Below are 21,074 nucleotides of genomic sequence, written 5' to 3' on the forward strand. Positions count from 1 at the left end.
CAACGCCTCGCCATGAGTGGCGATTAATGCTGCCAAGGAGTCCGCCCTTGCAAGGGCGAACCGTTGCGCAGGCACGCAGCTATGCTGCGTGAATTCCCTGCTGCACCAACGCCTCGCCATGAGTGGCGATTAGTTGCCTGAGAGAACAAGTTCCTGATGGGATGATTTTATTTAACCAAGACTACAGTCCAAATTGCAATAATTTGTAAAGATAATTGCTTCGAAAGCAGAGCGCCGTTCTTTATTGTATGATCGGCCTATGCATATCGTCCTTATCACCGGAATATCCGGCTCCGGTAAATCCGTCGCGCTCAATGTGCTGGAAGATACCGGCTATTACTGTGTCGACAACCTGCCGCCGGCCTTGCTGCCCAGCCTGGTGCAAACCTTGCTTGACGAAGGCACGCCGCAACTGGCCGTGGCCGTAGATGCGCGCAGCGCCGAGTCGCTCGTCAGCTTGCCGCACAATGTGGCCCTGCTGCGCGACCAGGGGCATGACGTCAAGGTCATGTTTTTGACGGCCACCACGCATTCGCTGGTGGCGCGCTTTTCGGAAACGCGGCGCAGCCACCCGCTGTCGCACGAATTGCGTCCGAACCACAATCCGGCCAGCCGCCGCACGCTGATCGAATGCATTTCGGAAGAGCGCGAACGCCTGTCGGCCATCGAGCAGCTGGGCCATGTGATCGATACCTCGGAACTGAGCGCCAACAAGCTGCGCGCCTGGATCAAGGATATCGTCGCCTCCGAGCGCGCGCCGCTGACCCTGTTCTTCGAATCGTTCGCCTTCAAGCTGGGCGTGCCGCTGGACGCCGATTTCGTCTTTGATGTGCGGGCCTTGCCGAATCCGTATTACGACCTGGCCCTGCGTCCGCTGGACGGACGCGACGCGCCCGTGATCGCCTTTCTCGACGCGCAGCCCAGCGCGCTGGAGCTGCTGGCCGACATCCGCGCCTTCATCGAGAAATGGTTGCCGTCGTTCAAGTCCGACAACCGCAGCTATTTGACGGTGGCGCTGGGCTGCACGGGCGGCCAGCACCGCTCCGTGTACATGGCGGAGCGGCTGGCGCAGTATTTCGGCGCGCGCGAGCGCGTGGTCCTGCGCCACCGCGAACGCGCCTAAGTAATCCTCAGGAAATTATTGTGAAATTATGACGAACACAACCGGATGCTGTGCAAGGCGCCTGCAGCGACGCAGTGCGGGCACTGCTAGCTGCGGCAACACCGCGCAACGCCGGTTATGGAAGTCAGAAAACACAATAATTTATTGGGGGTGACTTAGTTAATCCAGGTGGCGCAGCGGATGCGCCAGCGCCGGCCAGACGGGCGCAAAGAAGCGCGCCACCATGGCCGCGTCGACTTCGTCCAGGCTTGATGGGTTCCAGCGCGGCGCGTTATCCTTGTCGACCACCAGCGCGCGCACGCCCTCGAGCACTTCGCCATGCGCGAAATTGTGGCGCACCAGCGTGCGCTCCATGCGCAGGCAATCGGCCACGCCCAGGTGGGCGCCACGCCGCAGCAATTCCAGGGTCACCGACATCATCAACGGCGAGCGCAGGCGCATGGCCGCCAGGGCCTTGGCCGCGAACGGACTGTCGTCCTGCGCCAGCGAAGCCATGATGGCCGCCACGGAGCCGGCGCTGAAGTGGCGGTCCAGCGCCGCGCGCACGGGAGCGAGGACAGACTCGCCCGCCTGGGCCTGGAACGGGGCTGCCAGCGCCTTGATGGCCACCGGCAAGGCCTCGCCCGGCGTCGACTCGAACAGGGCCTGCAGCGCCGCCATCTGCGCCTCGGGCAGGTAGACATCGGCCAGGCCCGTGTACAGGGCATCGGCCGCGCCGATGGTCAGCCCCGTCAAGCCCAGGTACAGGCCCAGCCGGCCCGGCAGGCGGGAAAGAAAGTAACTGCCGCCCACATCGGGGAACAGGCCGATATTGACTTCCGGCATGGCCATGCGCGTGCGTCCCGTGACGATGCGCAACTGGTTGCCGGGCCCCGCTTGCGCCACGCCCATGCCGCCGCCCATCACGACGCCATCCATCACGGCAATATACGGTTTCGGATAGAAGTGTATGACATGATTTAAAGCATATTCTTCTGTAAAGAAATCTTCCAGCTGGGCGCTGCCGCCCTGCGGCGTGGCCAGGCCCGCATCGTAAAAGAAACGGATATCGCCGCCGGCGCACAGGGCTTTTTCGCTGCTGGAGCGGATGACGACGGCGTCCACCTGCGGGTCGTCGCGCCAGGCCAGCAGGGCCGCGCTCAGGGCCCGCACCATCTCCAGCGACAGGGAATTCAAGGCTTTCGGGCGGTCGAGCACGATGTGGCCCGTGCGGTTGCGGATGGAGGCGTGGACGAAATCGCTCATGGCAGGATGGAAAGAAGTGAGGATGGCGCATTCTAGCGCTTTCACCACGGACATTGCGTTTCGCAGGACGCAAAAAAGGGCGCAATGTGCGCCCTTAGTTGATCACAACTGGGGGAAACCGGTGGCCTTAGACGGCGACGACGGCGTCTTCCTCTGAGTTGTCTGGCAGATGCTTGATCGCCTCTTTACCGTGCCCTTGCACTTTGGTTTTGTATTTCATCACTTGCCGATCGAGCTTGTCGATCAGGGTATCGATCGCGGCATACAGGTCATGCGCCAGGCTTTCCACATAGACAGTTTTACCGCTGAGACGCAGGTTGACTTCGGCCTTTTGACGTTTTTCTTTCTCTTTGAGGTTATCCACGGTCAGAATCACGGCGATATCGATGACTTGATCGAAATGACGTTTCACGCGCTCCAGCTTCGCTTGTACGTATTCACGGATGGCTGGTGTCACTTCAAGATGATGTCCGCTGATGGTGAGATTCATACACACTCCTAAAGATGATCGGGTTCGTGCGGTCCATCCTATCCGGCCCGCAGAGGAACCGAAAAAAACTTACAAACACTTACGCAGGCTCACTGGCGGAATTTTCAACGCTTCCCGGTACTTGGCAACAGTACGTCGCGCAATCACCATGCCTTGTTCCCCCAGCATGTCCGCAATCTTACTGTCGGATAAAGGATTTTTAGGGTCTTCTGCTCCTGTCAGTTGCACGATCAATGCCCGTATCGCCGTCGATGACGCTTCGCCCCCCGCTTCGGTGGCGACGTGGCTACCAAAGAAATATTTCAACTCAAACATGCCATGCGGGGTCAGCATGTACTTTTGGGTTGTTACCCGCGAGATAGTACTCTCGTGTAATCCCAGTGTATCAGCTATTTCACGGAGCACAAGGGGCCGCATGGCAACGGCCCCATGCGAGAAAAAGTTCTTTTGTCTTTCTACTATCGCCTGCGCCACGCGCAAGATCGTATCGAAGCGCTGGCGCATGTTCTTGATCAGCCACTTGGCTTCCTGCAACTGTGCGCCCATGGCACCTTCGCCCTTGCCCTGCTTCAACAAATTGGCGTACATGGCGTTCACGCGCAGGCGCGGCATGACGTCATTGTTCAGGCTCACCTGCCAGCCATTGCGCGCGCGCTTGACGACCACGTCGGGCACCACGTAGTCGGACACGTCGGAGGCGAACACGGCGCCCGGATGCGGGTTGCACAGCCGGATCACCGTCTGCGCCTCGCGCAAGTCTTCATCGTCGCAATCGAGGGCTTTTTTCAGCTTGTTGAAATCGCGCTGGGCAAACCAGGCCAGGTGCTTTTCCACGATGACGAGGGCCATGCGCCGCGTCACCAGGGCGATGTGCGGCAAGCGCCTGATTTGCAGGGCCAGGCATTCGGACGCATTGCGCGCGCCCACGCCGGGCGGGTCGAAACTTTGCAGCAGCGCCAGCGCCGTGCGCAGTTCGTCGGCGTCGATTTCCAGCTCTTCCGGCAGGCGCGCCAGGATGTCGTCGAGCGATTCCTCCAGGTAGCCATTGTCGTCGAGGGCATCGATGATCAGCTCGACCAGCGCGCGGTCGCGCAATTCGAGCACCGTCACGCGCATCTGCTCCATCAGGTGCTCGCGCAAGGTGCAGTGGTGGGCTTCGAGTTGTGGACGGGAATCTTCGTCGTCGGGCGCCTTGCCCCGGCTCGCCTCGCTCCAGTCGCTGTCGCCGCCGTCCGCGGCGGCCGGGCCCTCGCCCGCCTCGCCGTCAAAGCCGTCCGTTTCGGCCGGCGCGGCGGGCGCTTCCTGGCCTGGCGGCTGGGGCGGCGCTTCGGCCGGCGCGGCCGTGGAACTCAAGGCCCCGTCGGACAACAGGCGCAGCGACCGGTCGAGCGGGTCGTCGAGGCGCTCGAGCAGGGGATTGTCTGTCAGCAACTGCTCCAGTTCCTGGTGCAGTTCCAGGGTAGACAATTGCAGCAGGCGTATCGATTGCTGCAACTGCGGCGTCAGTGCCAGGTGCTGCGAGGTGCGCAGCTGCAATGATTGTTTCATTGGCTCACATGCGGAAGTGTTCGCCCAGATAGACCCGGCGTACCGACTCGTTCGCGATGATGTCATCGGGGCGTCCCGACGCCAGCACCGAGCCCTGGTTGATGATGTAGGCACGGTCGCAAATACCCAGCGTCTCGCGTACATTATGATCGGTGATGAGCACGCCGATATTGCGCTCCTTCAAGAAACGCACGATGCGCTGGATCTCGATCACGGCGATGGGATCGACGCCGGCGAACGGCTCGTCGAGCAGCACGAAGCGCGGGTCGGTGGCCAGCGCGCGGGCGATTTCCACGCGGCGGCGCTCGCCGCCCGACAGGGACAGGGCCTGGTTCTCGCGCAGCTTTTCAATCTGCAGGTCGGCCAGCAATTTATCCAGGCGCTCCTCGATCTCGGCCTTCTTCAGCGGGCGCCCGTCGACGGTCTGGATTTCCAGCACGGCGCGGATATTGTCTTCCACCGTCAGCTTGCGGAAGACGGACGCTTCCTGCGGCAGGTAGGACAGGCCCATCTGCGCGCGGCGGTGGATGGGCAGGCTGGAAATATCCACGCCGCTGATATCGATGCTGCCGCCATCGGACGGCACCAGGCCGACGATCATGTAGAACGAGGTGGTCTTGCCGGCGCCGTTCGGGCCCAGCAGTCCCACTACTTCGCCGCATTCGACTTGCAGCGAGACATCATGCACGACTTGCCGCTTGCCATAGGTTTTCTGCAGCCCGCGAACGATCAGGGTGCTGCCGCAACGTGTATTTTCCATTATTTCTTTCCTGGCGCGGGTGTCGCCGGCGCCTTCTCCGCCGCAGGAGCCTTGTTCTTCGGCTGGATCACCATGCGCACGCTGCCGCCATCGGGGGTGCTCGTGCCGCTGTTGGAATTTTCCATCGCAAATTCTTCCTTGCGGCTGTCATACGAAATGTAGGCGCCATTGGCCACGTCGGTCACTTTCGTGCCTTCCAGGCGCGTCACCTTGGCCTTGGAAAACAGTTTCACGACTTCCGTCTTGTTGTCATATTCCACGCGCTCCGCTTCGCCTTCCACCCACAGGTCGCCCGCGCCATCGCGCTTCTGGCGGAACGTGGCCAGCTTGCCGGGGTCGGCCCAGAAAGTGATGAACTGGTAGCCTTGCGGGTCTTCCGTGATCAGCGCGCGGCCCGCCTTCATGGTCAGGGTGCCCTTGACCAGCACCACGTCGCCCGTCAGGGTGCGCACCTGCTTGATGTCATCAACGTGGCCGCTGCGCGCCGTGATCACGGCTTCCTTCTCGGAATCGGCCTTCTCGGCATGCGCCGCGCCCATCACGCCCAGCGAGCAAACGGTCGAGAATAGAGTCAGCAGCAAGATGTTCTTCATAGTATGGTTTCCTTGTTTCATTCTGTCATTTTGCCGTCGCGGCCGGGCGCGGTTTCGGCGGGAGGACCATGCGCAGCGCCTGATGCACTTCCACCACGCCGGTGGCGTTGTTGGCTTTCATGCCCACGCCGTTGATGCGCGAAGCGCCCGTCAGGATGTCGACAGGCATGTCCGTTTCCATTCTTTCCTCATCCGGAAACACCGTCAGCGCTTCCGTCTTCAAGGTCAGGTTCTGCGCCTTCGGGCTGGCGATGCGGTCGATCACGACATTGCGGTGCAGTTGCAGCCGGGTATTATCCTGATCGATATGCGCCAGTTCCGCATTCATGTTCATCGGCGGCATGTCGGGCGTCAGCTTGCGCACGAAAGGCTGGTCGATATCGGACGAATCGTCGGCCGGGTAATGCGTAAGCTTGGTGCCGGACACGATGTAGCTGGGTTTGCCCGTCAAATCCATGCGCACCAGGCTGAAATTGGTGATGAAATAGTCCGGTTCATTCAAATGCTTGCTGGCGGTAATGTCCTGGGCATTCTTGTTCATCACTTCGAGCAGCCAGAAGCTGCCCAGCGCGACGATGACCGCCCCCAGCACGGTAAAACTCATGCGCCAGCGATGGGCGCCTCCTGGCTTACGCATATTGCTTCACTCTTTCAAATGTCACTGGCGGCGAGGCACGGCACCTCACTCCAGGAACGGCGCCATGACGCGCGCATAGTTGTCCTGCGCGCGCAACAGGAATTCGCAGATCTCGCGCACCGCGCCGCGGCCGCCGCCGGCCTGCGTCACATGGTGCGCCAGGCCCAGCGCTTCCGGGCGTGCGCCCGGCACGCTGACGGCAAAGCCCACGCGGCGCAGCAGGGGAGCGTCGATGACGTCGTCGCCGATGTAGCCGCATTGCTCTTCCGTCAAGCCCGTCAGCGCCAGCAACTCGCGGAACGGCGTCAGTTTATCGTGGCCGCCCTGGTGCACATGGGTAATACCCAGGTCCTGCGCGCGGCGCGCCGTGATGGCCGAGCGGCGCGCGCTGATGATGGCCGTCTGCACGCCCGATTCCTGCAGCAGCTTGATGCCCAGGCCATCATACACATTAAACGTTTTCATCATTTCGCCATCGGGGCCGAAATGCAGGCTGCCGTCGGTCAGCACGCCGTCGACATCAAAGATCATCAGTTTGACCTTGGCCGCCCGCGCCAGGTTGTCCGCCACGCTGTCCATCAGATCACCTTCGCTTGCGTCAGATCATGGATATGCAGCGCGCCGACCAGCTTGCCGTCGGCGTCCACCACCAGCATCTGGTTGATGCGGAACTGCTCCATCACGGCCACGGCATCGACGGCCAGGCGCTCGGGCGCGATGCTGCGCGGCTGCGCATGCATGACGTCGCGGATCGCCACTTGCGTGAAATCCTGCACGCGCTCGAACATGCGGCGCAAATCGCCATCGGTAAACACGCCCACGGGGCGGTTGTCCGCATCGACGACGGCCGTCATGCCCATGCCCTTCTTCGTCATTTCCTCCAATGCCTGCAGCAAGGAAGCGTCCACGGGCACCTTGGGCACCCGTTCGCCGCTGCGCATGACGTCATGCACATGGGTCAGCAGGCGGCGGCCCAGGGCGCCGCCCGGGTGCGAGCGGGCAAAATCTTCTTCCTTGAAGCCGCGCAAGTCGAGCAAGGCCACGGCCAGGGCGTCGCCCAGGGCCAGGGTGACGGTGGTGCTGGCCGTCGGGGCCAGATTCAGCGGACAGGCTTCTTTCTCGACGGAAATATCCAGGTGCACGTCGGCCAGCTGGGCCAGGCTGGAGTTCGGCTTGCCCGTCATGGAGATCAGCACGCCGCCCATGCGCTTGACGACAGGCATGATGGCCATCAGTTCGGACGACTCGCCCGAGTACGAAATAGCAATAAAAGCATCGTCCGAGGTGACCATGCCCAGGTCGCCATGGGCCGCTTCGGCCGGATGCACGAACATGGCCGGCGTGCCGGTGGAAGCGAGGGTGGCGGCAATCTTGCGCGCGATATGGCCGGACTTGCCGATGCCGGAGACGACGACACGTCCCTTGCACTGCAGCAACAGGGCCACGGCGCGGCCGACACTGTCGTCCGTGGCCAGGCGCGCATGCAGGGCGTTGATGGCGTCGGACTCGATCTGCAGGGTGGTGCGGGCCAGCGCGACAGCGCGCTCGGTGGTCGCTTGCATGTCAATTCGATCAAAAGCTTTCAGCATTGTTTTTTCATGGGTTACACTCATGCCCAAAGTATAAACGAATTAGGAAAGCAAAAAACTTGCCAGTCACAACAAACAACGATTTCCACTGAGCTCCCCGGGCAACCCATGTTTTCCTCGCTTGAACTGACCCTGATGTTACTCGGCAGCGCCGTGCTGGGCGTGGTCGCTTTCAGAATGTTGCATTTGCCGCCCATGCTGGGCTACCTGGCCGTCGGCATCGTCATCGGCCCCCACGCGCTGGGCCTGGCAGCCGAGAATGAAGCGAGCCATACCCTGGCCGAGTTCGGCGTCGTCTTCCTGATGTTTTCCATCGGGCTCGAATTTTCTCTGCCCAAGTTTCTCGCCATGCGGCGCATCGTCTTCGGACTGGGCATGGCGCAGGTGGCCACCACCATCGTCGCCACCGTCGTCTTCGGCTGGTTCGTCGGGCGCTACCTGTCCGCCTACATCCACCTGAGCTGGCAAGCCGCGTTCGCCCTGGGCGGCGCGCTGGCCATGTCGTCGACGGCCATCGTCTCGAAAATGCTGACGGAACGGCTGGAGCTGGAAAGCGAGCACGGCCGCAAGATCATCGGCATCCTGCTGTTCCAGGACCTGGCCGTGGTACCGCTGCTGATCCTGATTCCCGCCCTCACGCGCGATTCGGACAACCTGGCCGAAACCCTGGCCTGGGCCGGCGGCAAGGCCCTGGTCGTGCTGATCCTGCTGCTGTTCATCGGCCAGAAGATGGTGCGCGGCTGGCTGACCATCGTGGCCAAGCGCCGCTCGCAGGAATTGTTCATGCTCAATCTGCTGCTGATCACCCTGGGCGCGGCGTGGATCACGGAGCGGGCCGGGCTGTCGCTGGCCCTGGGGGCGTTCGTGGCCGGCATGCTCATTTCCGAGACGGAATTCAAGCACCAGGTGGAAGAAGACATCAAACCGTTCCGCGACGTGCTGCTGGGCCTGTTCTTCATCACCGTCGGCATGCTGCTCAATATCCGCGTCGTGCTCGACAACTGGTGGCTGGTGCTGCTGCTGCTGTGCGGCCCCGTGCTGCTGAAATTTGCCCTGATCGCGGGACTGGCCCGGCTGTTCGGCTCGTCGACGGGCGTGTCATTGCGCACGGGCCTGGCCCTGGCGCAGGCGGGCGAGTTCGGCTTCGTGCTGCTGAACCTGGCCGGCGGCATCAAGCTGATGGACCCGTTCGTCGTGCAGGTGGTGCTGGCGTCGATGGTGCTGTCGATGCTGGTGGCGCCCTTCCTCATCGCCAAGTCCGACGCCATCGTCATGAAACTGGCCGCCAACGACTGGATGATGCAATCACTGGCCCTGACAAAGATCGCCACGCGTACCATGGCCGCGCAAAAACACGTGCTGATCGCCGGTTTCGGGCGCAGCGGGCAAAGCCTGGCCACCCTGCTGACGGAAGAAAAAATCGAATACCACGCGCTGGACCTGGACCCGGAGCGGGTGCAGGAAGCCCAGCTGGCCGGCGCCCACGTCTCGTACGGCGACGCGGGCCGGCGCGAAAGCCTGGTGGCGGCCGGCATCTACCGGGCCAGCGCCGTGGTGATCACCTATGCGAATACCCCGTCGGCACTGAAGTTATTGCATTTACTTAACGAAATGGCGCCGACCTTGCCCGTCATCGTGCGCAGCCATGACGACAGCGACCTCGACCAGCTGAAAAACGCGGGCGCGGCCGAAGTGGTGCCGGAATTGATGGAAGGCAGCCTGATGCTCGCTTCGCACGCGCTGATCATGATGGGCGTGCCCCTGCGCCGCGTGGTGCACCGCGTGCAGGCGGCGCGCGAAGAGCGCTATGCCTCGCTGCGCGGCTATTTCCACGGCACCAGCGACGCCGACGACGATGCCGACCTGGAACGCCTGCACACGGTCACCGTCAGCGAAGGCGCCCATTGCGTGGGCTTGCCTTTGAGCACGATCGACGTGGCCGCCTGCGGCGCCTTTGTGACGGCCATCCGCCGCGGCCGCGGCCGCCTTGACGTCACGCCCGACACGCAGCTGGCCAGCGGCGACGTGGTGGTGCTGCGCGGCAGCGCCGACGCCGTGGCCAAGGCGGAAACCTTGCTGTTGAAATAACTATTCGACCTGCGCCTGCCAGCTGACGACCTTGTTGCGCCCGCCCGCCTTGGCCTGGTACAGGGCCTGGTCGGCGCGCGCCACCAGCTGCTGCGCCACGGCTTCGATGGGCAGCAGCGCCGCGTCCGCTTCCAGGCTGGCCACGCCGATCGACACGCTGACCCACGCCTGCGCGCTGCCCGGCAGGTCGAACATGGTGCCGGCGATGCTGGCGCGGATGCGTTCGGCCACGAACGTGGCACTATCGAGGTCCGCATCGATCAGCAGCACGACGAATTCCTCGCCGCCGAAGCGCCCCAGCGCGTCCGAGCGGCGCAATTCCGTGCGGATGCGCGTGGCCACTTCGCGCAGCACTTCATCGCCGCCCTGGTGGCCATGCGTGTCGTTGACCGACTTGAAATGGTCGATGTCGATATACATGCATGAAATGCAATAATTCTGGCGCCGCGCGCGGGCGATTTCTTCCAGCAGGCGGCGGTCGATATAGCGCCGGTTGTAGACGCCCGTCAGGGAATCGGTCAAGCCTATGTACTTCAGCATTTCATTGCTGATCACGTTTTCCAGGCAAATGGCGATGATGGACGCCATGTGCTTGATGAAATCCGTGCCCAGCACGGGCGTAAAGCGCGTCACGTCGCTGCTGGCGAGGTTCAGGCTGCCAATCAGGCGCTTGTTGCGCAGCAAGGGCACCAGGGCCACGCTGCGCAGGGGCGCGTCGATGCCCGGAAAACGGGGGCCATGCACGGCCGCATCGAACGGCCCCAGCAGCGGCAGCGGCGGCAAGGAGGCGTCGCCGGCGGCCACGGTGGCTTGCGGCGCAAAGCCCAGCTGCGCCACGGCATGCACGAACAGCAACTGCGGAAAGGCGCTGAAATCGACGCCCAGCTTTTCCATCACGAGCAAGATATCGTCATCCTCGTCGAGCAGGCTCAGGGTGACGCCGTCAAGGTCGGAAATCACGGGCAGGGTACGGAATATCGTACCGATCAGCTCGGGAAAGGTGGACGCGCCGACAATTTCCAGGTCGAACGCCTGGTGGCGGCACATGATGTCGTGGTTGCGCTCAACCTGTTCCAGCAGAAAGGCCATGCGCGCGCGCAAGGCCTGATTCTCGGCTTCGAGGCTGGCAACGCGCTGGGCCGGTGCGACGGCATCGTTCCCCGGCTGGCCCGGCTCTGGCGGTATTGCTTGATTCATAGAAACCTTAAACCCTTCTGTGCGGGCGCCGCGCTTAAAATGCCAGTTCGAAACCGATGTCTTGTCCCACCACAATACGCTCATCGCCGCCTTGCGTGACGATGGCATTCATGCCGAAGCAGATGGCGCCGTCGAGCTCGGGCCTGGCACGGTAACCTTGCATGACGTCGAGCGGATCCGGCCCCGGCACGCCTGTCGCCTGGTCCACCGACGGAATCGGGCAGCGCGAGCACGGCTTGACGGGTTTTAATATGGTAGCGCCGAATTGCAGGAACGCCGCGTAGTCCTCCTCGAAGGCGCCGATGTCGCCGATGACCAGGTTCGGGCGGAAACGGTTCATCGGCAGCGCCTCGCGGCCGGCCGCGCGCAGCTTGTCATTGACGTCGGCCAGCGAGGCGCTGCCGGCGATCAGCACCGGGTAGCCATCGGCAAACATGGTCGATGCGGCAATTCCATTCGTCCACTTGGTGCTGGTGGCGCGCACCACGTCCGGATGAAAGCGCACCAGGCGGCATGGCACGCCGATGGCCTGCGAAAACCAGGTGGCCGTGACTTCGTCGCAGTCGTAGGCGCGCACGGCATCGTCCCACACTTGCACTTCCAGCATGGGCGCATGTTGCGGATCCGGCAAGCCCAGCTCGATTTCCAGGCGCAGCATGCCCGGCGCGCGCAATTCCAGGGTGGCGGCCTTGATGCGCGGCACGATCAGCGCCATGCGCGGATGTTCGCGCTGGGTCAGGAAGCGGCCCTGCGGGTCCACCACCATCCATTCGCGGTCGAATACGTGCTCACTCATCAGCCCCGACTGCGTGAGGACCGCCTCGCGCAGGTGGATGCCGGCGCAGGATTTGATGGGATACAGAATGATGTCGGACAGGATAGCCATGGGCCGGGGCAGTATTGCAACTTCTGCCAGGAAGTTATTCAGAAACGCAGTATGGCAGCAAAGCGGGCAAGCGTAAATCCGCCAAGCCCAGCCGCAGTGGCCGGGCCGGCGTGACGACGATCAATATGTGTAGAAAATACGCTGGATTTCTTGCGTACTATTGGTTTTGGTCAAGGCCAGCATCAGCAGGATGCGGGCTTTTTGCGGGTTCAGGGTATCGGAGACGACACTGTCAAGTTCATCGTCGTTGGCTTCGCCATTGCGCGCCACGATGCCCTGGCCGACGCGGCTCGAACGCACGATCAGCACGCCCTTCTGGCGCGCTTCCACCAGCGCCGGCTTCATTTGCGCGGCCACGCTGCCGTCGCCCACGCCCGCGTGGATGATGCCCTTGGCGCCGGCGGCGATGAAGGCGTCCATGCCGACGCGGTTCATGTTGGCGTAGCCGTAGACGATGTCCACTTGCGGCAAGGCGTCGAGCTTGCTGACGTCAAATTCCGACTCCAGGGTGTGCTTGCGCGTCGACTGGCGGTAGAAGAAGGGCTTGCTGCCCTGGATGTAGCCGAGCATGCCCAGTTCCGGCGACTTGAAGGTGTCCGTGGTCGAGGTGTTCGTCTTGGTCACTTCGCGCGCGGCGTTGATCTGGTCGTTCAAGGCCACCAGCACGCCCTTGCCCACGGCTTCCTTGCTGCCCGCCAGCAACACGGCGTTGTACAGGTTGATGGGGCCATCGGCCGAAATGGCTGTCGACGGACGCATGGCGCCCACCACGACGACCGGTTTGTGGCTTTTCACGGTCAGGTTCAGGAAATACGCCGTCTCTTCGATGGTGTCGGTGCCATGCGTAACGACCACGCCGTCGACGTCGGCGGAGGCCAGCAGCACGTTGATGCGCTTGGCCAGGGTCAGCCAGTGGCTGTTGCCCATGCTTTCGCTGGCGATCTGGAACACTTGCTCGCCTTTCACATTCGCCACTTTCTTGAGTTCCGGCACGGCGGCGATCAGGCGCTCGACGCCCACGGTGGCCGAGGTGTAGCCCACGGTGGTGGTGCTGTCGGCGCCGCTGCCGGCGATGGTGCCGCCCGTGGCCAGGATCACCACATTCGGCAACTTGACGGCCGCTTCCTGCGCGCGCGCGGGCGAGGCGGCGACAAAGCCCATCAGCAAGGTGGCCAGCATCAGCTGTGCACAGGAATGGAATTTACGTGAAAACATGGTGCTCCCGTTCGGTGATGTGTCAAAGATAACAAAGTCGTGTGCAAATTATATGTCATCAATGGCGCACAAATCCCCAATTCATGTGTCCCGCGCAAACGTGCGCGCCCTTATCCGCGCTACAGTGGCGCCATGTCCACATTACGCCCCTTCCGCTCCTGCCTCGTCCTGCCGCTGATCTTGATCGCGCTCAATGCCTGCTCCACGCAAATCGAACTGCGCACGGCGGCGCAGCAGGAACAGTTCGCGCGGGAAGCGGCCAGCCAGGGCGACTGGGCGCAAGCCATGCGCAGCTACGCGGCCGCGGCCGAGAATGCCGAACTGGGCCATGGCGACTTCGCTTGGCAGGCGCGGCTGCATCACCAGGCGGGACGCGCCGCCAGCGGGGCCTGCCGCTACGATGCGGCCGAATTTCATTTCCGCCAGGCCATCGCGCTGGCAAAGAAGAGCGAATACTCGAGCGCCCTCAGCTACAAGGCGCTGATCGACCAATATGAACGCCAGGGCAAGGCGACGCAAGCCTTGGCCGTGCGCAATGAACTGGGCTTTCATCAATCTTGGGCGCTGGGCGCATTTACCGACCGGGAATCGCTGCCGGTGGGCAAGCCTTGCGGAACACCGCCATAGTACGGGGGATGCCGATGAGAGTGACACGCACGCTGCTGGCACTATCCCCCCTCTTTGCCGCCATCGCGCCCGCGTATGCCGTCGAAGCCGCCTTGCCTTTATGGGAAGCGGGCATCTTCGGCGGCACGGCTGTCACGCCTGCCTATCCGGGCGCCGGCGAACGTTCGACGCGCACCCTGGCCCTGCCCTATCTGATTTATCGCGGCAAAGTCCTGCGCGCCGACCGCTCCGGCGTGGGCGCGCGCCTGCTCGATACGGATCGCCTCGATTTCGATATCGGTTTTGCCCTGTCCTTGCCGGCCCGCTCCAGCGACGTACCGGCCCGGCGCGGCATGCCGGACCTGGGGACTTTGCTGGAATTTGGCCCGCGCCTGAAAATCAAGCTGGCCGAGCCGACACAACACAGCCGCCTGGGCCTGGAGCTGCCCTTGCGCGCCGTCATCGAAGCGCGCGGCGGCCTGCGCCGCCAGGGCGCCACGTTCGAACCGCGCCTCGTGTATGCGCTGCAGGGCGACCGCCAGGCATGGCACCTCGACGCCAGCCTCGGCGCCGTACTGGGCAATGGCGGCATCAACGATTACCTGTATGGCGTCAGCGCCGCCTTCGCCACCCCGGAACGCCCGGCGTATGCGGCAAAAAGCGGGCTGATGCTCACGCGGCTGGGCCTGGGCGGCTCTTACCGGCTGCAGCGGGACTGGCGCGTCTTTGCCTTTTTGCGCTACGACAATTACACAGGCGCCGCCAACCGCGCCAGCCCCCTGTTGCGCCAGAACAGCGGCACCTCGGCCGGCATCGGCCTGATGTGGACGTGGCAACGCTCGGACAGGCAGGCACGGGGCCCGGACGATTAGCGGCAAGACGGCTTAAAACTCCGTCGTGGCCGACAGCATGACCGTGCGCGGCGCGCCCAGGCCCAGGCTGGTCCATTGCGGCAGCGCCCAATACGCCTTGTTGCCCACGTTGCTCACGCTGGCGCGCACGGTCAAGGGCCGGCCGGCGGCGCGGGTGGCATAGCGCGCGCCCAGGTCAAACACGGTGCGGCCCGGCACGGACAGTGAGTTGTCTTCGTTGAGGTACTGCTTGGACGCCGCCGTCGCGTTCGCCGTCAGAGTCACGCCGGGAATGGCGGGCGCATCCCACTCCACGCCCAGCTTGGCCTGCAGCCTGGGCACGCCCGCTGCCTGCTTGCCCTGGTTGGCGCCGCCCACCGTCTTGCTCAAGACCGGATCGACATACGCCACGCCGCCCATCAGGCGCACGTCGCGCACGGGCGAACCAAAAAAGCCCCAGTCGACGCCGCGGTTGCGCTGCTCGCCGCCAAAGGAAAAGACATTGCTGACCGGGTCGACATAGCTGCTGGGCCGCTTGATTTCATACAGGCTGAGCGTATGGGCGAATTCGCCCAGGTCGACCTTGACGCCGGCCTCCATCTGCTTCGATTTATACGGGGCAAAGACCTCTCCCGCGTTGGCCGCCGTCATGGGCGCCGTCGCCCCCTGGCTCAGGCCTTCGATGTAATTGGCGTACAGCGCAACGTTTCTGGCGGCCTTGACCAGCAGGGCGACGGCCGGCGTCGTGGCGGCGGCGTCATAGCGGGAACTGCGCGCGCCCGTCCTGACGTTGAAGCTGTCGCTGAGCACCTCCTGGCGCCGCAAGCCCGCCGTCAGCTGCACTTGATCCTGCGCAAACGACACAGTATCGACCAGGCCATAGCTGGCCAGGCGCAGTGCCGTCTTCGAGATTTGCGCTGCGTCAAAGCGCGTGGCAGGTCCCCATACGGGGCGGTAGATATTCGTGATCCAGTCCTGCGCCAGGGTATTCCTGCGGCCGAACTGCTGGTCCGTGTGGTGGTAATACGTGGCGTTGGCCGCCCACTGGTGGCCGATGCCGGCCGCGCGGAACCTGCCCTTCACGCCCACTTCCGCCGATTGTTTTTCAAGGTTAAAACCGAGGTCGGCCAGGTTGGTGCGGTAGTCGCCGGCCGTATTGAACACCTGGATCAGATAGGCGCCCGTCGACTGGTAATCGGCCTTGCCGGCGCCGATGGCCGCATACGCCATCAGCTGTGCGTTCACGTCATATTCGCCGCGCAGCAGCGCGCCCTTGTCCCGCGTGTCATAGAAGGCCCAGCTCGGGTTGAGCAGGGTTTCCGGTTTCGGCGGACGCGGCACGGGCAGGCCGGCGGCCAGGTTGACGCCCCGGTTCAAGCCCCGCGCGCGGTCTTCGCTGCTGTACAGGTCGGCGGACAGGCGCGCGCCTGTGCCGCGCCAGTCCAGCCCCACGGACGCGAGCCGGGTCTTCTTTTTCTGGTGGTCGATGGCGCCGTCGCCGTCGCGGTAGACGCCGTTGACGCGGATGCCGAACTGTTTATTTTCGCCAAAACGCTGACCCAGATCAACATGCCCACCCCATTGCGCATCGGACATGTACGACGCCGTCACGCGCGCCAGCGGCGTCTCGCCCGCGCGCTTGGGCACGAGGTTGATGCTGCCGCCCACCGAGCCGCCCGGCGGCATGCCGTTGAGCAAGGCCGACGGCCCTTTCAGCACTTCGATGCGCTCGAACATTTCGGGCGAGGTGCGGTACACGGGCGAAACGCCGAACAGTCCGCCGAACGCGACATCGCTGGTGGCGGAGCTGAAACCCCGTATCGAATAGTTTTCGCCGATGATGCCCGTCATGCCGCTGCTGAAGACGGTGGGATCGGTGGCCGAGATCACATCGGTGATGTCGCGCGCCTGCCGGTCTTCGATGAACTGGTCCGTATAGCTGATGGTATTGAACGGCGTTTCCATGAAATCCTTGTCACCAAGAAATCCCACGCGGCCGCCGGCAGCCACTTGCCCGCCGGCATAGACCTCCGTCACGGTATTGCCTTTACCCCACACCGTCACGGCCGGCATGGTCGCTGCGGCCTCTGCCGCGGCATTCTGTGCCGGTTCGCGGCGCAGCGTATAGCTGCCATTGCCCTCGCGCACGGCCTGCAAGCCTTGGCCGCGCAGCAATTCATAAAATCCTTCGGCTACGCTGTAGCTGCCGGACAGGCCGGCGCTATTCTTGCCCTGCAGTAAACCTGCATCGACCGTCAGTTCGATGCCGGCCGCCGCCGCGAAGCTGTTGAGCGCCAGGCCCAGCGAGCCGGCCGGCACGCTGAACGCCTGGCGGGCCTGCGCCGCTTGCGCGCAGGCCGGCGGAGCCGCCACGCCCAGCGCCCCCATGGTCAAGCCCGTGACGAGCGCCAGTTGCACGGCGGTGGCGATACGGCCCAGGGTCAAGGCGGGAAGGTGGCGTGTCGCCATGCGTGTTGCCATAAGTTAAGTCCTTTTCAGAGGGGAAGATTGCTTGTTCTCACCCTATCTCCCGAACGAAAAGGCAAAACCCTCAATGCAAATACGAATCATTACAAAAATAAGATATCTTATTGATAGCCCTTGAGCACGTCGTCGATCACCCGTCGCAGCGACGTCACGCTGGCCGCCGTGATGTACCAGGCATCGGCATCGACGAAGACGACGCGGCCGTTCTTCCAGGCATTGGTCTGGCGCAAGAGGGGGTTGGCCATCTGCTCGGCCGTCATGACGGGACGGTGCTCCATCACGGCCGTGCGGTCGATGACGTAGATGATGTCGGGATTGGCTTGCTGGATGAACTCGCTGGATATGGGCTGGCCGTGCAAGCCCGCCTCGACGGCCGTGCTGGCCGGTTTCACGCCCAGCGCATCGAAAACAAAACCGTAGCGCGACTGCACGCCGAATGCACTGAAGGCGCCGTTATTGTGCAGCACGATCAGCGCCTTCTCGGGGCGGACCAGCGTCACCTTGCGCGCGGCCGCCACCTTGTCGTCCAGCTCCTGCGCTTTCTGGCGTGCAATATCCTCCTTGCCGAAGATGCGCCCCAGGGTCAGCAAGTGCTCCTTCACTACGCTGATGTGCTTGCTCTCGCTGTTCTGGTAATCGACGTCGAAATGCACCGTGGGCGCGATCTGGCTCAAGTCCTGGTAATGGCTGGCCTGGATCGAGGTCATCAGCACCAGGTCGGGCTGAAGCGCGTGGATGTGTTCGAGATTGGGCTGCACGATGGCACCCAGGTCGCGGATGGCCTCGTCATCCCTGTAGCGCGCGAGAAAGTGCGGCACGTAATCCTTCACCATGCCGGCCACGGGCACGCCCAGCTGGTCGAGGAAATCGACTTCGTTCATGTCGAGCACGGCCACCTTCTGCGGACGCTGCGCAATCACCGTCGTGCCCAGCTTGTGCACGATGGTGATGGGCGCAAACGCCGGCTGCGGGGCGGCAGCGGCGGGCGCCGGCGGCATTGTCGCCGTCTTGTCGCTGCAGCCTTGCAGGATGGCCGCGGCGGCGAGCAGCATGGCCAGCGCCAGGCGGGGTTGGTTGCAGATCATGTCAAGCTCCTGTGGGGGTGAAGTAATTGCAGACACAGCCGCGCTCGTCGCGCACGATGTGGAAATCGATGTCGTACAGGGCGCGCAAACGTTGCTCGGTGACGACCTCGTGCGCGGGGCCGGAACAGCGCACGGCGCCGCCCTGCATGGCGACGACGTGGTCCGAGTAATTGACGGCGAAATTGATGTCGTGGATCACCAGGATCACGGTGCGCCCCTGCTCGTCGCACAGGCGGCGCAGCGCGCGCATGATCTGCACGGCGTGCTTCATGTCGAGGTTGTTGAGCGGCTCGTCGAGCAGCAAAATATCCGTCTGCTGGGCAATCGTCATGGCCAGGAAAGCCATCTGGCGCTGGCCGCCGCTCAGCTCATCGACGTAGGCGGTGCGCAGCGATTCCAGCGACAAAAAGGCGATGGCATCGGCGATCGCCTGCCGGTCCTGCGGCGTCAGGTTACCTCGGCTGTAGGGAAAGCGGCCGAAGGCGACCAGCTCCTCCACCGTCAGGCGCAAATGAAAATCGGGCGACTGGCGCAGCGTGGCCACCTGCCGCGCATAGTCGCCGATGCGGATATCGCCAATGCGGCGACCGTCCACCACAATCTCGCCGCCATCCGCTTCCTGCAGGCGCGCGATGAGCATCAGCAAGGTCGTCTTGCCGGCGCCGTTGGGGCCGATCAAGGATGTCACTTTGCCCTTGGGAAACTGCACGCTGACGTTGTCGAGCACGCGCTTGCTGCCGTAGCTTTTTTTAATCTGTTTGACGTGGATCATGCGGTGCCCCGGGTGCGGACCATGAGCGCGAGGAAATACGCGCCACACACCAGGTTGACGAGGATGCCGACCGTGGTCCGGTAATTGAAAACGTGCTCGACCAGCAGCTGGGCGGCGAGGAAGATGGCGATGGCGATGACGCAGCCCAGCGGCAAGGTCACGCGATGGCGCGCCGTGCGGGCCAGGGCATAAGTCGTGTTCGCCACAAAGATGCCCATGAAGGCCGTCGGACCCAGCAGGCTCGTCGATACCGCCACCAGCACGGCGATCAGCGCCAGCTGCAGCCGCACCATGCGCCGGTAGTCGACGCCCAGCGACATGGCCTGCTCGCGCCCCAGCGCCAGCACATCGAGCGCCGGCAAGGTTGTCAGCACGGCCACGCCGGCGGCGCCCGCCAGCAGGGCCGCGTACAGCAACTGCGCGGGCTGCGCCTTGTTGAACGAGGCCTGGCTGAATCCTTGCAAAATGGCAAATTCGCCGGGGCTGATGCGCAGCTGGATGAACTGGGTGAACGTACCGATCACCATCGTCAGCACGAATCCCAGCAGCAAGAGGAAATACACGTTTTTCTTGCCATCACGAAACAGCCAGTAATGGATGGCCCAGGAATACGCGAGCATGAGCGCGATGGACACGGCGAAATTGCCGTTCGGTCCCAGCAGCACGACGCTGTGCATGCCCATGACGAGGACCAGCAGCGACTGCAGCAGCAGATACACGGCTTCGTAGCCCATGACGGCCGGCGTCAGTATCCGGTTGCCGGCGATGGTCTGGAACACGATCGACGACACGGCCACGCAGACGCCGCCGATGGCGATGGCGGCCAGCCGCGCCAGGCGCTTGGGGAGGATGTAATCCACATCGAAGTTTGCGCCAGCGCAAAGGAATACCAGCGCCAAAACAAGCACGGCCAGCCACAGCGTCCGCTGCGTCACCATGCGCCTCATTGCCGCCCCCGGATGATCAATATGAGGAACAGCAGGCCGCCCACGCCGCCCGCCGTCAGGCCGATGGGCACCTCGAAGGGGTAGATCAGCAAGCGCCCCGCGATGTCGCAGGCCAGCAGCAGCGAAGCGCCGCCCAGCGCGACGATGGGCAGGGTGCGGCCCAGGTTGTCGCCGTAGCGCAAGGCCACCAGGTTCGGGATGGCCAGCCCGACAAACGGAATCGCCCCTACCGTGATGACCGTGGCCGCCACCGTGACGGCCACCAGCATCAGGCCCAGCGCCACCGTAGCGCCATAATTGAGTCCCAGGCTGGTGGCCATCCCCTCTCCCATGCCCAGCACCGTAAAACGCTGCGCGTACAGATACGTGAGGGCAACGATGGGCAGGACCAGGTAGATGATTTCATAGTTGCCTTGGACGATTTTTGAAAAATCGCCGAGCAGCCAGCCCTGCATGCTTTGCAGGATGTTGTTGCGGTAGGCATAAAACTCGGCCACGGCGCTGAGCACGCCGCCATACACGAGACCGATGACGGGCACCAGAATCGTGTTCTTGAAGCGGATGCGGCGGATCAGGGCCACATACAAGGCGCTGGCGGCAAGGCAGAAGGCCAGCGCGAACGCCATCTTGCCCGCCGTGCCCGCCGCAGGCGCCACGGTCAGCGCGACGAGGATGCCCAGCTTGGCCGCGTCGAGGCCGCCCGACGTGGCCGGCTCGACGAATTTGTTGCGCACGATGTGCTGCAGGATGACGCCGCAGACGGACAGGCCCACGCCCGTCAGCACCAGCGCCGCCAGGCGCGGCAGGCGGCTGGCCGTCAGGGTCAGCCAGGCATCGGCGAACAGCGCGTCAGACGGTGCAAACAGCTGCGTCCAGGCAATATTCCGCACGCCGACCAGCAGCGAGGCGCCACACAGCAAAAAGAACAGGAAAAACAGACGCGCGCGGGTCAAAT

Annotated in this window: 20 protein-coding genes; 4 read left to right on the forward strand and 16 right to left on the reverse strand. The window is 63.5% G+C overall.

Going from position 1 to position 21,074, the window contains the following annotated elements:
• Positions 1–259 precede the first annotated feature (259 nt).
• Positions 260–1,123, forward strand: coding sequence for an RNase adapter RapZ (rapZ, locus tag AC07VI_RS18580; protein WP_086145769.1), 864 nt, complete (start codon positions 260–262; stop codon positions 1,121–1,123).
• A gap of 159 nt (positions 1,124–1,282) precedes the next feature.
• Here rapZ and AC07VI_RS18585 read toward each other — a convergent pair whose 3' ends face one another.
• The 8 genes from AC07VI_RS18585 to AC07VI_RS18620 all read right to left on the reverse strand — a co-directional run bounded on the left by AC07VI_RS18585 (position 1,283) and on the right by AC07VI_RS18620 (position 8,009).
• Complete coding sequence (locus tag AC07VI_RS18585) at positions 1,283–2,368, reverse strand: enoyl-CoA hydratase/isomerase family protein (RefSeq protein ID WP_099375265.1); 1,086 nt, start codon at positions 2,366–2,368, stop codon at positions 1,283–1,285.
• A 127-nt stretch (positions 2,369–2,495) separates the two neighbouring features.
• Entirely contained in the window at positions 2,496–2,858 is a 363-nt protein-coding gene (gene hpf / locus AC07VI_RS18590) for a ribosome hibernation-promoting factor, HPF/YfiA family (protein WP_086145767.1), read from the reverse strand.
• Positions 2,859–2,927: 69 nt separating this feature from the next.
• Entirely contained in the window at positions 2,928–4,406 is a 1,479-nt protein-coding gene (locus AC07VI_RS18595) for an RNA polymerase factor sigma-54 (RefSeq protein ID WP_086145766.1), read from the reverse strand.
• A 4-nt stretch (positions 4,407–4,410) separates the two neighbouring features.
• A complete protein-coding gene (gene lptB, locus AC07VI_RS18600; protein ID WP_099375266.1) occupies positions 4,411–5,166 on the reverse strand; it encodes an LPS export ABC transporter ATP-binding protein in 756 nt (251 codons plus the stop codon).
• Positions 5,166–5,759 (reverse strand): lipopolysaccharide transport periplasmic protein LptA, encoded by a 594-nt coding sequence (gene lptA / locus AC07VI_RS18605; protein ID WP_099420411.1) that lies wholly within the window; start codon positions 5,757–5,759, stop codon positions 5,166–5,168. Before lptA ends, lptB begins: the two co-directional genes overlap by 1 nt.
• A gap of 25 nt (positions 5,760–5,784) precedes the next feature.
• On the reverse strand, positions 5,785–6,396 hold the full coding sequence (lptC, locus tag AC07VI_RS18610; RefSeq protein WP_226936299.1) for an LPS export ABC transporter periplasmic protein LptC: 612 nt from the start codon (positions 6,394–6,396) through the stop codon (positions 5,785–5,787).
• A gap of 45 nt (positions 6,397–6,441) precedes the next feature.
• On the reverse strand, positions 6,442–6,975 hold the full coding sequence (locus AC07VI_RS18615) for a KdsC family phosphatase (protein ID WP_086145762.1): 534 nt from the start codon (positions 6,973–6,975) through the stop codon (positions 6,442–6,444).
• A complete protein-coding gene (locus tag AC07VI_RS18620; RefSeq protein WP_413465907.1) occupies positions 6,975–8,009 on the reverse strand; it encodes a KpsF/GutQ family sugar-phosphate isomerase in 1,035 nt (344 codons plus the stop codon). The genes AC07VI_RS18615 and AC07VI_RS18620 overlap by 1 nt, the downstream gene beginning before the upstream one ends.
• 84 nt (positions 8,010–8,093) lie before the next feature.
• Between AC07VI_RS18620 and AC07VI_RS18625 the strand changes: the two genes are divergently transcribed.
• Complete coding sequence (locus AC07VI_RS18625) at positions 8,094–10,073, forward strand: monovalent cation:proton antiporter family protein (RefSeq protein ID WP_086145760.1); 1,980 nt, start codon at positions 8,094–8,096, stop codon at positions 10,071–10,073.
• On the opposite strand, the gene AC07VI_RS18630 is transcribed toward AC07VI_RS18625, so the two are convergent.
• The 3 genes from AC07VI_RS18630 to AC07VI_RS18640 form a co-directional block, all read right to left on the reverse strand.
• A complete protein-coding gene (locus tag AC07VI_RS18630) occupies positions 10,074–11,270 on the reverse strand; it encodes a GGDEF domain-containing protein (RefSeq protein ID WP_413465906.1) in 1,197 nt (398 codons plus the stop codon). It abuts the gene before it with no gap.
• A gap of 34 nt (positions 11,271–11,304) precedes the next feature.
• On the reverse strand, positions 11,305–12,156 hold the full coding sequence (locus AC07VI_RS18635; protein WP_086145759.1) for an MOSC domain-containing protein: 852 nt from the start codon (positions 12,154–12,156) through the stop codon (positions 11,305–11,307).
• Between the two features lie 120 nt (positions 12,157–12,276).
• On the reverse strand, positions 12,277–13,371 hold the full coding sequence (locus AC07VI_RS18640; protein ID WP_099375267.1) for a type II asparaginase: 1,095 nt from the start codon (positions 13,369–13,371) through the stop codon (positions 12,277–12,279).
• Between the two features lie 132 nt (positions 13,372–13,503).
• Between AC07VI_RS18640 and AC07VI_RS18645 the strand changes: the two genes are divergently transcribed.
• Entirely contained in the window at positions 13,504–13,998 is a 495-nt protein-coding gene (locus AC07VI_RS18645) for a hypothetical protein (RefSeq protein WP_492992287.1), read from the forward strand.
• Positions 13,999–14,012: 14 nt separating this feature from the next.
• On the forward strand, positions 14,013–14,849 hold the full coding sequence (locus tag AC07VI_RS18650; protein ID WP_099375268.1) for a MipA/OmpV family protein: 837 nt from the start codon (positions 14,013–14,015) through the stop codon (positions 14,847–14,849).
• A gap of 12 nt (positions 14,850–14,861) precedes the next feature.
• Here the strand turns inward: AC07VI_RS18650 and AC07VI_RS18655 are convergent, their stop codons facing one another.
• The 5 genes from AC07VI_RS18655 to AC07VI_RS18675 form a co-directional block, all read right to left on the reverse strand.
• A complete protein-coding gene (locus tag AC07VI_RS18655) occupies positions 14,862–17,297 on the reverse strand; it encodes a TonB-dependent receptor (RefSeq protein WP_172404745.1) in 2,436 nt (811 codons plus the stop codon).
• A gap of 119 nt (positions 17,298–17,416) precedes the next feature.
• Positions 17,417–18,400, reverse strand: coding sequence for a siderophore ABC transporter substrate-binding protein (locus AC07VI_RS18660; RefSeq protein WP_086145754.1), 984 nt, complete (start codon positions 18,398–18,400; stop codon positions 17,417–17,419).
• Between the two features lies 1 nt (position 18,401).
• Positions 18,402–19,172, reverse strand: coding sequence for an iron ABC transporter ATP-binding protein (locus tag AC07VI_RS18665; protein WP_086145753.1), 771 nt, complete (start codon positions 19,170–19,172; stop codon positions 18,402–18,404).
• A complete protein-coding gene (locus tag AC07VI_RS18670; protein ID WP_086145752.1) occupies positions 19,169–20,119 on the reverse strand; it encodes an iron chelate uptake ABC transporter family permease subunit in 951 nt (316 codons plus the stop codon). Before AC07VI_RS18670 ends, AC07VI_RS18665 begins: the two co-directional genes overlap by 4 nt.
• Positions 20,116–21,072 carry an ABC transporter permease gene (locus AC07VI_RS18675; protein WP_226936297.1) on the reverse strand — a complete coding sequence of 319 codons (957 nt, stop codon included), beginning with the start codon at positions 21,070–21,072 and terminating at the stop codon, positions 20,116–20,118. The genes AC07VI_RS18670 and AC07VI_RS18675 overlap by 4 nt, the downstream gene beginning before the upstream one ends.
• Between the last annotated feature and the right edge of the window lie 2 nt (positions 21,073–21,074).

It is taken from the genome of Janthinobacterium sp. GW821-FHT03A03 (assembly GCF_059421435.1).